The organism is Acidobacteriota bacterium, from assembly GCA_022340665.1.
GTDB lineage: Bacteria > Acidobacteriota > Thermoanaerobaculia > Thermoanaerobaculales > Sulfomarinibacteraceae > Sulfomarinibacter.
Map to the genome: position 1 here is coordinate 1 of JAJDNM010000118.1, position 14,340 is coordinate 14,340.

Below are 14,340 nucleotides of genomic sequence, written 5' to 3' on the forward strand. Positions count from 1 at the left end.
AGAAGGCAGGCCTGGTCGTAGAGATTCCAGGCAGAAGAGGAGTGGTTGGAACCGAAAATCTCTTGCCGAATTTCGAGGCCACGTCGATACCACTGCAAGGCTTCGTCATACTCCCCCTTCTGGTAGTGATGAAACCCGAACAGCTCGAGGGTTCGGACTACACCCAGATGCTTGGATCCGTGAGCTTCCTTGGCGATCTGCAGTGCCCGGTCAAGATTTTCGCGGGCACCTTCCACATCACCACGGTTGGCCAGCAGCAACGCGTATGACCCCAGGGCCCAGAGGAGATCAGGATGTTCAGGTCCAAGCGTCCGCTCGCCGATGACGAGAGCGCGCTCGTATCGCTCTGCAGCTTGATCGAGGTTTCGCTGTCGTCGATCGATTTCTGCCAACTGGGTCAACGGAAAAATCAGATTGGGGTGATCGGGACCAAGAGCATCTTCCTGGATCTCGATGGCTCGCTCGAACAGGGCTCGCGCCTGATCAAGGCGAATAGTCTCCAGTTTGCATCGACCAAGCCCCGCGATTGTGCTGAGCGCCGACGATGTGCCAGGATACGGCGACCTTGTTCTTGGCGACTCCATGTCAACCACCGCCATATCCCTCGATCTCAACTTCCACCTGACACCAACGAGCGAGTACTTCGACTTTTATCTCGGTGGTGGAATTGCCGGCTTGGATTATGGCAGTCTCCGTTACACCGAACCAGACGGAGATTCCCTGAATCTCGATGTCGACAACGACCTCGGCTTTTCCGCAAAGGCCGGGCTCGGTATTGCGCTCGGCAAGAACAGCAATTGGGCGGCGTTCGGCGGCCTCCGTTACATCTGGACTGACCTCGATGTCACGCAGCCTGAGGATACGGACAACACCACCGCGACCTTCGACTTCGATACTTTTTCATTCTCGGTTGGCATCGCCTTCAGCTTTTGAAGCTCAGCCAGTTTCTGAACAGGGGAGCACGGGAGCAAGGCGTCGCCAACCGGCGGCGTCGCTCCTCTGCTCATTTGTCGCCCATTGGGAAAGCGTACCGTTTGGACGACTCCTGTGAGAAGCGCTTGGCCGAGTCGACGACACAGGTGCCACCCTTCGCATTGTCACCCGCACCCACCTGGTAGGTTGATGGTGCAGACAATGCGAAGAGTGGCACCCTGCACGCCGAGCCAAGATGTCACGAAGGGTTGCAACTACCCTTTCACAAAGGGATTGGAAGCACGCTCACGGCCGATGGTGGTTTCGGGGCCGTGACCGCAGATGACCCGGGTGTCATCGGGCAGGGTATAGAGCTGCTCACGGATCGATTGCTCGAGAACGGGGAATGAACCTCCCCAGAGATCGGTACGGCCGATCGAGCCGGAAAAGAGCACGTCGCCCACCACCACGAGCTCCTCATCGACACCCGATACGACGAAGCACACACCGCCCGGCGAGTGTCCCGGGGTGTGGCGAATCTCGAGCTCGAGACCACCGATGGACAGCGTCTGGCCATGCTCAAACCATAGGTCCGGGTCTGGTGGAGGATCGGCGTCGAGTCCGAACATCGTCGCCTGCATCGGCAGATTTCGATAGAGCTCTGTTTCATCGGGATGGAGCCCTACCGGCAGCCCGGGCTCGAGCAATGAGACCAGCTCCGCGGTTCCGCCGGCATGGTCGAGATGACCGTGGGTGTGGAGCACCATTTTCGGCTGCAGGCCCGACATGGCGATCCGATGGACGATTCTCTCCGCCTCTTCACCGGGATCGATGACGGCGAGCTCACCGGCATCGCCATCTCCGAGCAGCACGCAGTTAGCCTGGATCGGACCGACTGGAAACACTTCGAGAAAAAGTGACGCCATCGGGGCCCGAATCCGCTAGAAGACCCGCGACACGAGAAGCCCGATCAGGTCGGCCATCCTGGCTGCCGCCTTCGCGCCCTCTTCGAGCACCTCGGTATGGGTCAGGGGCCGGTCGACGAGCCCCGCCGCCGGGTTGGCGGCGAATGACAGAACCAGGACCCGCATCCCCATGTGGCGCGCTGCGATGACCTCGGGTACGGTCGACATGCCGACCACCGTGCCACCAGCGGCGCGCAGCATCTGAATCTCGGCCGGAGTCTCGAAAGAGGGACCGAGAAGTGCCACGTAAACACCCTCGTGAACCGGGAAACCGGTCTCCGCGGCAGCTGCGCGTGCGAGCTTTCGCAGTTCAGGATCATAGGCCTCGCTCATGTCGGGGAACTGCGGCCCGAACGCCGCACCCCACTCGCCCACCAGCGGGTTCGAGCCCTGCAGGTTGATGTGGTCGGTGACGACGACGATCGAACCGGGCTCGATTTCGGGTTCGAGAGACCCGGTGGCGTTGGTCGCGATCATCACTTCGGCCCCGAGAAGGCCCGCCAGCCGCACCGGGGCCACCACCTCCTCCGGGCTATAGCCCTGATAGAGGTGGAAGCGGCCGTTGAGAACCATCAGGCTCTCGTTTTCACGCCGCCATAGAGTCACGGTGTGGCGGTGGCCCATCAGGTCGTGGACATCGAACGGCAAGACCTCGGAGAGTTCGATTTCCTCGCCTGCCTGCCAGCCTGGGACCTCGAGCTCGAGGCCGGAACCCGCCACCAATACGCCCCGCACGCGACCGGGCACGTACCGGCTGCGGAACTCCTCGGCCAGATGTTTCACATCATCCGGAGTCAACCGCGAGTCCATGGCGAGAAGGCTAACACACCAAAAAATTTCGGATTTCGGATTTCGGAATTCGGATTTCCCACCCCTCCCCCCAGGTGTTCATCAGGAAGCCGTGCGGGGACGAAATTCGAAATCCGAAATTCGAAATCCGAAATGCGCGCCCGGTGACCCTGGTCGCTACCATGCGGCTGTCGGTTCTGGTAGGGTTGCGCCGGCAATGGCGCGGATTCGGTTGCGGTCACTGAAGCTCATCGGCTTCAAGTCCTTCCCTGACGACGTCGAACTCGTCTTCCCGGGAAAGGTCTCGGCGATCATCGGTCCGAACGGTTGTGGCAAATCGAATCTCGTGGACGCGATTCTGTGGGTCCTCGGCGAGCAGAGCCCGTCTCTCATGCGGCTCAAACAGATGGGCGACGTGGTCTTTTCCGGCGCCTCAGGCAGACCTCCTGCCGGCGCGGCCGAGGTGACCCTGGTCCTCGAATCCGACGACGGTCATTGGAAGGAAACCGACGGCCGCCTCGAGGTCCGGCGCCGAGTGTTTCGAAGTGGGCCTTCCGAGTACCGCCTCAACGGCAGAAACGTGAGGTTGAAGGACGTCTTCGACGAGCTGGCAGCGGTCGGTCTCGGCACGCGCGCCTACTCGATTATCGAGCAGGGCCGGGTCGGCCAGGTTCTGTCCGCACGCCCCATCGATCGCAGAACCCTGCTCGAGGAAGCCGCCGGAATCACTCGCTACAAGAAGAGGAAGCACGAGGCCGAGCTCAAGCTCGAGCACACCCGTCAGAATCTGCTCCGCCTCGACGACGTGATTGGCGAGGTCAAACGCAACCTGCGGCAGATCAAGCGACAGGCGAAGCAGGCGGAAAGGCACCAGAAGCTCGAGGCCGATCTCAAGGACCACCTGCGACGTCTTTTTACCATCGAAGCCCACATTCTCGATCGGCAACGCGGCAACATCCTCCAGCGACGTGCCCAGGCTCAGAACGAAGTGGCCGCCGCAGCCGCAGCCCTCGGAGGATCGGACGCTGATCTCGGTCGGGCCCGTGAAGAGCTCGAGTCGGCGCGGTCTGATACCGAAAAAGCTCGTGAAGAGGTGGCCACATTATTGGGCTCGAGAGAACGACTGGAAGCGTTTCTCGAACGCTCGGCTGATCTGCTCGACAACCTGCGTGCTTCCCTCGACCACACGCGCAATGAGACGGCTACCCTGAGGTCCAGTCGGGGCTCACTCGACAATCGAATCGCCGAGGCCCACCAGCGGATGGAGATCCTCCTCCGAGAGCTCGAAACCGTACGGGAAGGAGTCGCCAGCGCAGATGAGGCGTATAAGAAGGCCGATGACCTGCGAGTCGCAGCCGAACAGAGCGCCGCCCAGCAGCGACAGGATCTGTTGCGCACGATTTCCACCCTGACCGCCAGTCGAAACCGTCTCGGCGACCTCGAGCGGGAACATGATCGTCTCTCCTATGCATTGAGCCAACTCGGCCTCGATCGGAAACGCCTCGACGTGCGCCACGAAGAGCTAATTGGCTCGGTAAGGGAGGCGGCGGAGAAGAGTCGCGCGGCCGCGCTGGCCGCGGAACGACTCGCCTCCGAACGGCGCGAGCTGTCGAGCGAGCGGGCGCAACTTCGGGAGGCGGCGAGTACCGCCAAGCAGGAGGCGGAGTCGCTGGGGCACACTCTCTGGGAGCTGCGCCACAGGCTGCAGGGTGTGGAAAGGGAGATCGCTCGCCTCTCCGCTGCCGCCGATCAGCTCGCGAGCCTCGTGCCGGCCGATCAAATGGCCGGGCAACTCGGCGACTATCTCAATCCCCCATCGGAACTCGCCCCGGTGCTCGACAGGGTGTGGCGCGAATGGCTAGAGCTTCCGGTAATGAAGACTTCCGGATTGTCCTCCGACCAGATCGAAGCACTGGCCGATCTCGATGGACGGATACGCCTCATCGCCGCGTCGCCGGTGCCTCCGATCCGCGATCTGGCGGTTCCCGACGGGGCCGAAGACCTGCTTCTGAAGGCTGGTATCGAAACCGACCATCTCGGCTGGATCGCACGATCCTTGCCTCGCACCCTTCGTTGTGACGACGCGAAACGTGCATGCGAGATTGCGGATGAACTTCCGGACGCCATGATCATCTGCGGTGACGGGGTGGTTCGCAAGGGTAGGGTCCTCGAGCCGATGACCCGCGGCGATCGCCACCCGGGCGCCCTCCAGCTGCGAACTCTCGAGAAAGAGCTCACGCAGAAGATCAGCGATCTCAGCACGCACACAGATCAAATGGCGAATCGCCACCAAGAGGCAGCCACGCAACTCGAAGTGCAGGACAAGGAGCTGGCGTCTCTCGACAGCAAAGTGGTTGCTGCCGAACAGGAACGGGCCCGCACCGCAGCGATTGAAGAATCTTTGGTGCAAGAACTCGGCCGCGTTGAACGAGAGCTCGACTCGCTGGCTGCAGATGAAGAGAACAGCCGCGACAGGGCGGGAGAAAACGCGGAACGTCACGGCCGGTTGGAGGAGGAGGTCGCGAAGCTCGAGGAAAGGAGTGTCGAGCTCGAACAGGCGGTCGAGGAAGCGGCGAACCGCCTCGCTGGTCGTCGGGAAGAGACCTCGGAAGCCCTTCGAGCGCTGGATCGCCAACGGGCAGAGGAACGGCTGGCAACGGAACGGCTGGAGTCCGCACAGGCCGACGCCGCACGTCTCGAAGAGGAGGCCCACGACCTCGAGCACCGCGTCGGCGCACTGGACGCGGAGGCGGGACGGCTTCTCGACCAGCAGACAAGCACCGAAGAAGAGGTTGTCCGCTCCCGAACCCGACTGGTCGAGGAACAGGGCCTGTTGGCCGCCGCCCGCGAGCACGAGCGCCGTTTGGCCGAGAAGGTCGATGCGGTCAGCGACCGCGTTGGCAAGCTCGAAAAGGAGGTCCGTGTTCGGCGTGATTCTCACGACAGGGAGCGTGAAATCCTGCACGAGATCGAGGTCGAGCAGACCAGATCCGAGGCCGACTGGGAACGCCTGCGCGAGCACGCCGTGGAGGAAATAGGCCTCGCCATCGATACACTTCTCGAGATCGAGCCCGAGCCGGACGACGAGTCCGAAGCCCTGCGAACGGACATCGAAGGGCTACGCGCCAAAATCGAACGCCTCGGGCCGGTGAACCTCCTGGCCCTGAAGGAGCTCGACGAGCTCGAAGAACGTTCGCAGTTCCTCGGCAATCAACGCAAAGATCTCATCGAAGCCCTGAAGGCGCTGGACGAAACGATTCGTGAAATCGACGCCACCTGCACGGAGCGCTTCGTCGCCACTTTCGAACAGGTCAACACGGTCTTCGCCGAGACTTTCAGCACACTCTTCGGCGGCGGCACCGCACGCCTCGATCTGGTCGACGAGGACGACCCGCTGGAATCGGGAATCGACATCACCGCTCAGCCGCCAGGCAAAAAGAACCAGTCGGTGCAGCTGCTGTCGGGCGGTGAGAAGGCGCTGACCGCACTTTCCCTTCTGATCTCACTCTTCCGCATCAAGCCTTCGCCGTTCTGCATCCTCGACGAGGTCGACGCACCGCTCGATGATGCCAACGTGGAGCGTTTTTCCGATCTGGTGCAGGCAATGACCGACCACACGCAGTTCGTGCTGATCACCCATAACCGCCGCACTATGGCCCGCGCCGACCTGCTCTACGGCGTCACCATGGAGGAGCCGGGCGTGTCGAAGGTAGTTTCCGTCCGAGTCGAGGATTGATCCTTCGTATCTAGAAAATTCTCGATACGATCACACAACAAAACTTAATTGACCACTCTTAAATAATTTAGAAGAATCTTTCGCATTCTGAAATATTAGATAAAATTTAGACGTTCTCCACGTGTCCGACAAAAAGCCCCCCGGGCACGAAATAAGGAGGTACGTCATGCGAAAGTTTTTCCTTGGTCTGCTGATGATCGCGGTGGTCACCGCACCCCAACTTGCTGCGGCCGACGCAACCGTCAGAGTCGTTCACGCCATTTCCGGCGCTGCTTTGAGCCTCGACCCCGCCCTGCCGGTCGACATCTGGGTGAACGGCGATCCGTTCCTGACCGACTTCAGGTTTCTCGAGTTCACCGAGGCCGTCATGCTTCCGGCCGGAACTTACGACATCGAAATTTTCCTCGCCGGATCTGACCCGATGTCCGCCGATCCCGTGCTGACGATGTCGGCAAACCTGAATGATGGCGACAACGTCCACCTGATTGCACATTTCACTCCGGGCCCGGGCATTGCACTGAGCGCCTTCTCGAACAACGACACTCCTCTCGTGAAGGAACCGTTATCGACCCGCATCGCTGAGCGCGAACTCCGCGTCACCGTCCGCCACGCCGCCGACTTCGGCCCCGCAAAAATAAATAAGCTTGTCGACGCCATCGACCCAACACTGGCCAACGGCGAAGGCTTCTCCTTCGATGCTGATGCTGCTCGTTACCGCTTTTGGCTCTCGCGTGCCGGCGGTCTGCGCCCTCTGAGCTTCGAGCCGACCGCAGTTGTCGACCTCGAAGCGGGTCTGCACTATTACGTCTACGCTGTCGGTTCCCCCGCCGACGGATCGTTCCAACTCCTCGTAATCGCAGATCAGCTCGACTAGCAGTCCACCGCCGTCTGAAAAACCCGGGGCTTGCCCCGGGTTTTTTCTTGCGAGGCGCGTGGCCGCATCGGCAGCACCTCTTGAGCAGCGCATTGAGACTTCCACGACGCTGGTGCCACCTTTCGCATTGTCTCTGTCGCCAAGCTACCTGGAGCGCGCCAATGACAATGCGAAAGGTGGCACCTGACTCGTCGATGCGAGAAGCGTTTGGAGGTTTGTTACCCTTCCACGCATGACCGCCCAAGCCACTCAGTGGCGGCTGATCGTTGACGGGAATCTCCCAGGCACGCGCAACATGGCGCGCGACGTCGCGATCCTGCACGCCGTCGCGGACGGCCTCGCGCCGCCAACCCTTCGCCTCTACGGCTGGGACCCACCGTGCCTAACCCTGGGCCGCCACCAGGGCCCGGAGGCGGCCAATCTGGATTTCTGTCAAGCCGAGGGAATCGACGTGGTACGTCGACCGACCGGCGGCCGTGCCCTGCTTCACGATAGCGAGCTCACCTACGCGGTGGTGGCGCCGGTCGGCACAGGACCGCTGCCGCGCAATTTGCAGGAGGCCTACCGCTCGATCTGCAACGGCCTGGTACACGCTGTGAAGGCTCTTGGGGTCGACGCCGATCTCACCGGGGGAGAAGTCAATCTGCAGCTCCCTGGGCCGACAACCACCGTGCCCTGTTTCGAAGCGCCCGCGGGTGGTGAGGTGACGGTTGCGGGCCGCAAGCTGATCGGTTCGGCGATGCGGGCGCACGGCTCCGCGATCCTCCAGCATGGTGCAATTCTCATCGGCTGGAACGGCCGCCTGCAGGCCGGAGCGATGGGGCTGCCGGACGATTCTTCGCTCCGGCGCCGAGTCACGACTCTCGAGGACGAAACTGGACGGCGCGTTGCTCGTTCCATCCTCGAACAGGCGCTGGTCGATGCCTTGGCCGACGAACTCGGCGTCGAATTCGTCACGAGCGAGATGAGCACCCGCGAGTATTCCCTCGAATCCGAAAATCTCGGTTCATTCTCCCTCGACGCCTGATTCCTTCCTGATCCTCGGCTTGATCACCGGCAGGAGGGCGAGCCCGGGCAGGGCGAGGGCGGTGGTGATGGCGAAGAAGATTGCGTAACCGAGGTTCTCGACACCGATTCCGGTAAATGCACCCGCCACATCACGTGTCAGCGCAAACATCGCCGACAGGATCGCGTACTGGGTCGCCGCGTGTTCTTTGTCGCAGAGGTTCATGAGGAAGGAGAGGAATGCGGCGGTCCCCAGCCCCTGGGTAAACGACTCGATAACCGAGGCGACGTAGATGCTCTCGCGCGGGAGTTCGATCGCAGCCACCGCAACGTAACCGAGATTCGAGACCAGCTGGGCAAGCCCCAGCCACAGCAGCGCCTTGAAGATCCCGTACCGGTTGGTGAACCAGCCACCCGTGATTGCGCCGAGAATGGTGAGCACGGTCCCCAGGCTGACGGAGATCAGGCCGATTTCGCTCAGCGAGTAGCCCCGATCGACCCAAAATGGCTTGACCATTCTGCCGAGGGTTGAATCACCGACCTTGTACAACAGTACGAAGAGCAATACCGGCACCATCTGCCAGCGGAAGACCCACCTCAGGACCGGTCGGATGGCGTCGCGCCGCGCCGAGCTGTCGAGCGGCACGCGCGGGCTCAACCACGCTAAAACTGCGAGCAGGAAGAAGAGGGTGGCCAGCCCCACCCAAAGGGCCGCCCAGCCCATGTAATCGGCGAGGAAGACCACACCGCCGCCGCCGATCATCATCGCGACCCTGGCCGCCGACACTCTGGTTCCATTGATGCTGCCGACGTTCTGCGGGTTCGATACATCCACCGCGTAGGCGTCGATGGCGATGTCCTGGGTGGCCGAGGCGGTCGTAAAGAGGAGCAACAGCCCCCACATCAGAATCGACGGGTCAGAGGCATCCTGCGGTACGATTGCCAACGTGGTCGCCCCGAGAGTGAAAAGGCATGCCGTGATCCAGTGCTGTCGAGCTCCGTAGCGGTCGACCAGCGGCGCCCACAGGAGCTTCCAGGTCCAGGGCAGAGACAGCAGGCTCATCAGGCCGATTTCGCGCAGGGACACGTCGTGCACGCGGAAGAATACCGGCCACACGTCGTAAGCGATCCCGAAGGGCAGGCCCTCCGCGAAATAGAGAACTGCGATCCAGAAGAGAACCTTCCGCTTGGTCACCGCGCCATCTTACAGAGGACGAAGGTTGTTCGGAGCGCCGAGTTTTGAGTTCTTATGTTTGAGTTTTGAATTCCTCCCCTTCACCCCAGGATTGTCGAGGGTGGAAGGGGGACAACTCAAAACTCATAACTCAAAACTCAGCACTATCGAGGGCTTCAGCCATCGATCGGGATGGTTGCAACGTCCTTGCGGCGAAGGAAGATCGCCATCGCAATTCCGAGGACGACCAGGATCGTGCCGATCCACACGAGTGAGATCAGTGGCTTGGTCGACACATCCAACACAACGCTCGAAGGCGTGGCACCCTCGGGCTCGACCGCGGGGTCGAAGACCTGCAGCTGGACGGTGCCCTCTTCGGCATCGATGCGACCTGGTCGCAGGCTGATGCCGTCGCTACCCGGAACGACCGCCGCGGTGACGACCGGTTCGCCACCCATGCCGCCCCGGTAGGTCGGTACGACCTCGAACGTCTGGCCGTCCACCTCGACCTGCAACACGACTCCGAAATTGATCTTGCCGGCCTCGGGGTCAAAGTCCGACATGTCGAAATCTTCGAATACGATGTTCAGGCCCTTGTAGGCCATTCTCTCGCCCTTGGCCAGCACTTCCGTCCGGCCGATGCTGCCGCCGAGGCCGAGGACTTCTACCCGGACCACGCCTTGATCGACGCTCATCCCGGTCGCTCGAATCTTGCCTCCGGGCACGCCCGGAATATCGACCGCCACCGGTTGCACGTCGCCGTCGGCCGATACCATCGACGGTTCGAGCTCGACGGTTTCGGCTCCGGGACGTTCGAGGCGCACCACGACCCCTACAGTGAGCGCACCAGGGACTGCGTTCTGGCTGGACAGATCGAAGCCAAGGAAGGTCAGCGTCCAGTCTCGGAACGACGTCGGCCTATTCTTCGCCAGCACCATCCGGCCCGACACAGGCGCATCCCTGCCCGGCTGGAACTCGACCGGCGCCAGGTACAGGTCCTTGGTAAGGAACGCCTTGATGTCAGGATTGGCGATCAGCTGGTTGGTCTTCTGGTTGACCCACATCCGCGGCTTGAGCACGAAGTTCTTGCCACGCGGCGAGGTCACCTCTACCACCATGGCGTCTCTCGCCTGGGGGGTCGGTTTTTCGACGCCGCGGAAGGTCAGGGTGTAGCCCAGAACCTCGGATGGTTGGCCCTCGGCCAGACGTACCTTGTGCTGCATATCGAACCAACCGGTGGTCAAAAATGCGAGCAAGAGGAGCCCGAATCCGACGTGCGCGACCGGTCCACCGGCCATGCGCCAGCGCCCGTTCCGCCCGTACTCGATCGCCGCCCAGACATTGGTGACGATGCAGAAGATGACGCTCGCAGTGTAGACGATGGCCGATACACCCTGCAACCCGAATCCAATGGCCACCGCCACTATCACGGCGGTGATCGCCAGGGCTATCACGAGGTGACGGCTCGCACCCTTGCGGGCACGGTTCCAACCGAGGAACGGTGTTCCGCCGAGGAAGAGAGCGAATGCCACCGCCAGCCAGAACCCCATGCGGTTGTAGAAATCGGGGCCGACCTGTGCGGGAGCCCCCCACAATCTGGAGATCAGAGGCGCCGAGGTGCCAAAGAGGACGACCAGCCCGATAAGGATCGTCAACAGGATGCCGACGACGAAAAAGATCGTGCGGGACATGAAGGGTTCCTCTCCGACGTCGGTAGGAATTTCGCGCCAGCGGAAAGCCAGCAGACCGACGGATATGAGGAGGAAGAAACCCATGTTGAAGACCAGCAGCCCGGTAATCCCGAGATCGACGAAGGAGTGGACCGAAAAGTCCGCCAGCACTCCCGATCGGGTGAGGAAGGTCGCATAGACGACCAGCAGGTAGGAGGCGATGGCAAGGACCAGGTTGAGGCGCCGGAACCGCCCACGTCCCTGCTGCAAGAGCATGCCGTGGGTGAGGGCGAGGGTCGCCAACCAGGGCACGAGCGACGCGTTTTCCACCGGGTCCCAGCCCCAGTACCCGCCCCACCCGAGGGTTTCGTATGCCCAGTATCCGCCAAGCATGATGGCCGTCCCGAGTGTCCCGAGCGTCAGCAACACCCATGGCAGTGACACCTTGGTCCACTCGTCATAGCGCTGCATCCACAAAGCCGCAATCGCGAAAGCGAATGGCACGCCCAACGAGGCGTAGCCGATGAACATGACCGGTGGGTGGATCACCATCCACGGATTCTGCAGCAGGGGGTTGAGTCCCTGTCCGTCCATCGGCGTCATTGCCGCGGTCAGGCCCTCGTGGAAACGGAAGGGATCCTGCTTGACGAGCAGCAGGATCAACGAAAGCAGGGTCAGGTTGTAGACCACCATCACCCGCGACTCGTAGGTGCGGGCGAAACGCATCAGTGGCAGCCCGAGCAGCACCCCCCAGAAGATCCAGAGCATGAAACTGCCCTCCTGGCCGCCCCAGAATGTCGAGATCAGATAGTGGAGGGGCAAGAGGTTGTCGGAGTAGGCCCAGACGTAATGCAGTCTGTAATCGTGGGTCACCAGCAGGTACATCAGTAACCCTGAACCTATGACAATTGCGCCGGTCATCAGAATGTAGGTCTGGCGGGCGGAAGTTCGCCAGCGTTCAGGATCCTTGATCGACAGAGCATAGGTTACGGTCGAGGCGATGCCGGCAAGCAACGCCGTCCACATCAGGATGGTTCCTGGAAGGTACATCGGTTCTCCTATCTGATCACGAGTGCAACGAGCAGCGGAACCGCCTTATCGGGCGGCCCGTTTCAGGTCTCGGATCCGTACGATCTGACGTCGTCCTCGAGCCCCTGGTATTTCGAAGGGCATTTCACCAGCAACTGTTCGGCATGGAAGACGCCCTTTTGGTAGGTGCCAACCGCGACGATCTGCACGGCTTCCTCGAAGTTGCCCGGCTTGACGCCTTTGTAGTGGACGGTCAGCGTATGACCTTTTTCATCCGCCATTGAAAAGCGGAGATCCTCCGAAGCATCCAGATACTCCGTCGAGTTCTCGACGAGACTCCCCGCAATCTGCACCTTATTGCCCGTCCTGGCGGCCTCCTCGAAGCTGACGTACGGTGTCAGATTCGATTTGAACGAGGTCGTACCGTATGCCAGAAAGGCCACCACCAACACGGCGCCGACCGCGTACCAGATACGACGTTGGCGTCGTGAATCAGTCATTCAGTCCTCCAGTCGGCTGACCTTGCGATCGAGCCGGTAGACGTAAGCGAAAAGGCCGACCCAGATCATGAGGGTCACCACCATGATGCCCATGAGGTCAGTCATTTACAGCACCTCCTGACGGCGCCGCTGCCGAACCGCTTCGATCCGGCAGCCGATAGTATATAACCAAATGTACAACCCCGTAAATCCCACCAGAGAGGCCATGAGAACCTGCGTGTAGCGAGAATCGAACTCATTGGAACCACGAGTGTTAATGATTGTGTCGGGGTGCAATGACCAGTAGATTCGTGGCACGACGAAGACCAGAAACGGCACCGTGACAAAGGCCAGAATCGCGTAAACCGCCGACAAACTGGCACGTCTCTCTGGGTCATCGATCGCCCCCCGAAGCGCCAGGTACGCGGCGTAGATCAGCAGCAAGATGGTAATCGATGTCTGTCGCGGATCCCAATTCCAGTACGCGTTCCACATGATGCGCGCGAAAACGGCCCCGGTCGTGGTCGCGAGCACAGCAAAGAGCAGGCCCAATCCGGCGCTGACCGACGCCCGGATGTCGTCGATCGGTTTCCGTCTTCTGAGATACATCACCGATGTGATGCATGAAACGAGGAATGCGAGCACCGCGATCCAAGCCATCGGAACGTGGAAGAACACGATCCGTGACGACTCGCCGATGAAGCCCTCTGCCGGCTGGACATAGAAGAATGCCGCCACGATTACCACGCTGAGCCAAGCCAGCAAGACCCATTTCATGACATCGGAAACACGCATCTGCCGCTAGAACTCCATTCCCGCAAATCGCTCCGAATTAGGCACGAGCATACCCGATTCCATTTCGTAACGTGCAGGCCGTTCGTTAAATTGCATGAATATGTGCATCAATCGTTCCACACGGTCGGGAAAAGAAGGGCCGAGACGATGGTCATGATGCCGCCCATCGACACCACCGCCCGGATGGAATTCGAGACGACGTCGGCATCGCCACCGGCCGCTCCGGACGTGCCCTGGATGAGGAAGATCAAGAGGGGCAGCAGTAGCGGCAGCGAGAGGACCGAGAAGAGGGCCCCGCGTGTCAGGGCGCGCGCAATGATCGCGGCAACTATCGTGGTAATGACCGCCAAAGCAAATCCTCCGACAACCAGGATTGCCACGAACCCGCCTACCAGAACGATCTCGTATCCCATGAGAATGCAGTAAAGCGGCACCAGGATCGCCATCAGCAGATAGATCAGGATCAGGTTGAAGCCGAGCTTGCCGAGCCACACGGCAGTCGGTGACGCCGCCAACCGAAGTAGCGGCGCGGTGTGGCTCTCCTCCTCCTTGACGAAGGAACGATCGAGTCCTGCAAGCGCCGCGAAGAAGATCACGATCCAAAGGAGCACCGCGAGCAGGAACGGGCGATCCTCGGCAGTGATCCGGTACGGGCCGACGGTGTAGGAGACGGCCGCAAGGACCGTCAGCGCGAACAGTCCGAGGGCGTTGAGCGCGATCCGAGTGCGAAACTCCGTTCGCAGATCCTTGATCATCACCGCGAGGGTTTCAGCCAGCAAGCGAGACACGCCTCTTCCCCCAGCCCATTTCATCAATGTCGTTAGTCGCCACTACGACTGTCTTGCCGCTCGCCGCGAGGCCCTTGACGAAGCCTGCGAGCCACTCCTTGCCTGCCGGATCCAGATTCGACCC

At 61.2% G+C, this 14,340-nt stretch carries 13 protein-coding genes; 4 read left to right on the forward strand and 9 right to left on the reverse strand.

Annotated elements, in window-relative coordinates; all coding sequences use genetic code 11:
* On the reverse strand, positions 1-584 hold a 584-nt coding region (locus LJE93_13110), incomplete at its 3' end, for a tetratricopeptide repeat protein (protein ID MCG6949845.1).
* Between LJE93_13110 and LJE93_13115 the strand changes: the two genes are divergently transcribed.
* A complete protein-coding gene (locus LJE93_13115) occupies positions 583-933 on the forward strand; it encodes an outer membrane beta-barrel protein (protein MCG6949846.1) in 351 nt (116 codons plus the stop codon). The genes LJE93_13110 and LJE93_13115 overlap by 2 nt on opposite strands.
* Before the next feature lie 254 nt (positions 934-1,187).
* Here LJE93_13115 and LJE93_13120 read toward each other — a convergent pair whose 3' ends face one another.
* Together LJE93_13120 and LJE93_13125 are read right to left on the reverse strand one after the other, a co-directional pair.
* Complete coding sequence (locus LJE93_13120; protein ID MCG6949847.1) at positions 1,188-1,838, reverse strand: MBL fold metallo-hydrolase; 651 nt, start codon at positions 1,836-1,838, stop codon at positions 1,188-1,190.
* 15 nt (positions 1,839-1,853) lie between these two features.
* Complete coding sequence (locus LJE93_13125) at positions 1,854-2,687, reverse strand: purine-nucleoside phosphorylase (GenBank protein ID MCG6949848.1); 834 nt, start codon at positions 2,685-2,687, stop codon at positions 1,854-1,856.
* A gap of 196 nt (positions 2,688-2,883) precedes the next feature.
* On the opposite strand from LJE93_13125, the gene smc reads away from it, so the two are divergent.
* The 3 genes from smc (at position 2,884) to LJE93_13140 (ending at position 8,303) form a co-directional block, all read left to right on the forward strand.
* Entirely contained in the window at positions 2,884-6,402 is a 3,519-nt protein-coding gene (smc, locus tag LJE93_13130) for a chromosome segregation protein SMC (GenBank protein MCG6949849.1), read from the forward strand.
* 166 nt (positions 6,403-6,568) lie between these two features.
* Complete coding sequence (locus LJE93_13135; GenBank protein ID MCG6949850.1) at positions 6,569-7,276, forward strand: DUF4397 domain-containing protein; 708 nt, start codon at positions 6,569-6,571, stop codon at positions 7,274-7,276.
* A gap of 232 nt (positions 7,277-7,508) precedes the next feature.
* On the forward strand, positions 7,509-8,303 hold the full coding sequence (locus LJE93_13140) for a lipoate--protein ligase family protein (GenBank protein MCG6949851.1): 795 nt from the start codon (positions 7,509-7,511) through the stop codon (positions 8,301-8,303).
* Here LJE93_13140 and LJE93_13145 read toward each other — a convergent pair.
* The 6 genes from LJE93_13145 to LJE93_13170 all read right to left on the reverse strand — a co-directional run bounded on the left by LJE93_13145 (position 8,283) and on the right by LJE93_13170 (position 14,216).
* Positions 8,283-9,476 (reverse strand): MFS transporter, encoded by a 1,194-nt coding sequence (locus LJE93_13145; GenBank protein ID MCG6949852.1) that lies wholly within the window; start codon positions 9,474-9,476, stop codon positions 8,283-8,285. The two genes, LJE93_13140 and LJE93_13145, sit on opposite strands and share 21 nt — an antisense overlap.
* A gap of 155 nt (positions 9,477-9,631) precedes the next feature.
* On the reverse strand, positions 9,632-12,175 hold the full coding sequence (ccsA, locus tag LJE93_13150; protein MCG6949853.1) for a cytochrome c biogenesis protein CcsA: 2,544 nt from the start codon (positions 12,173-12,175) through the stop codon (positions 9,632-9,634).
* A 62-nt stretch (positions 12,176-12,237) separates the two neighbouring features.
* Complete coding sequence (locus tag LJE93_13155; GenBank protein ID MCG6949854.1) at positions 12,238-12,654, reverse strand: cytochrome c maturation protein CcmE; 417 nt, start codon at positions 12,652-12,654, stop codon at positions 12,238-12,240.
* Positions 12,655-12,759: a CcmD family protein gene (locus LJE93_13160; GenBank protein ID MCG6949855.1), complete on the reverse strand. Its 105-nt coding sequence runs from the start codon at positions 12,757-12,759 to the stop codon at positions 12,655-12,657.
* On the reverse strand, positions 12,760-13,428 hold the full coding sequence (locus LJE93_13165; protein ID MCG6949856.1) for a cytochrome c biogenesis protein: 669 nt from the start codon (positions 13,426-13,428) through the stop codon (positions 12,760-12,762). It abuts the gene before it with no gap.
* Between the two features lie 107 nt (positions 13,429-13,535).
* Complete coding sequence (locus LJE93_13170) at positions 13,536-14,216, reverse strand: heme exporter protein CcmB (protein MCG6949857.1); 681 nt, start codon at positions 14,214-14,216, stop codon at positions 13,536-13,538.
* Positions 14,217-14,340 lie beyond the last annotated feature (124 nt).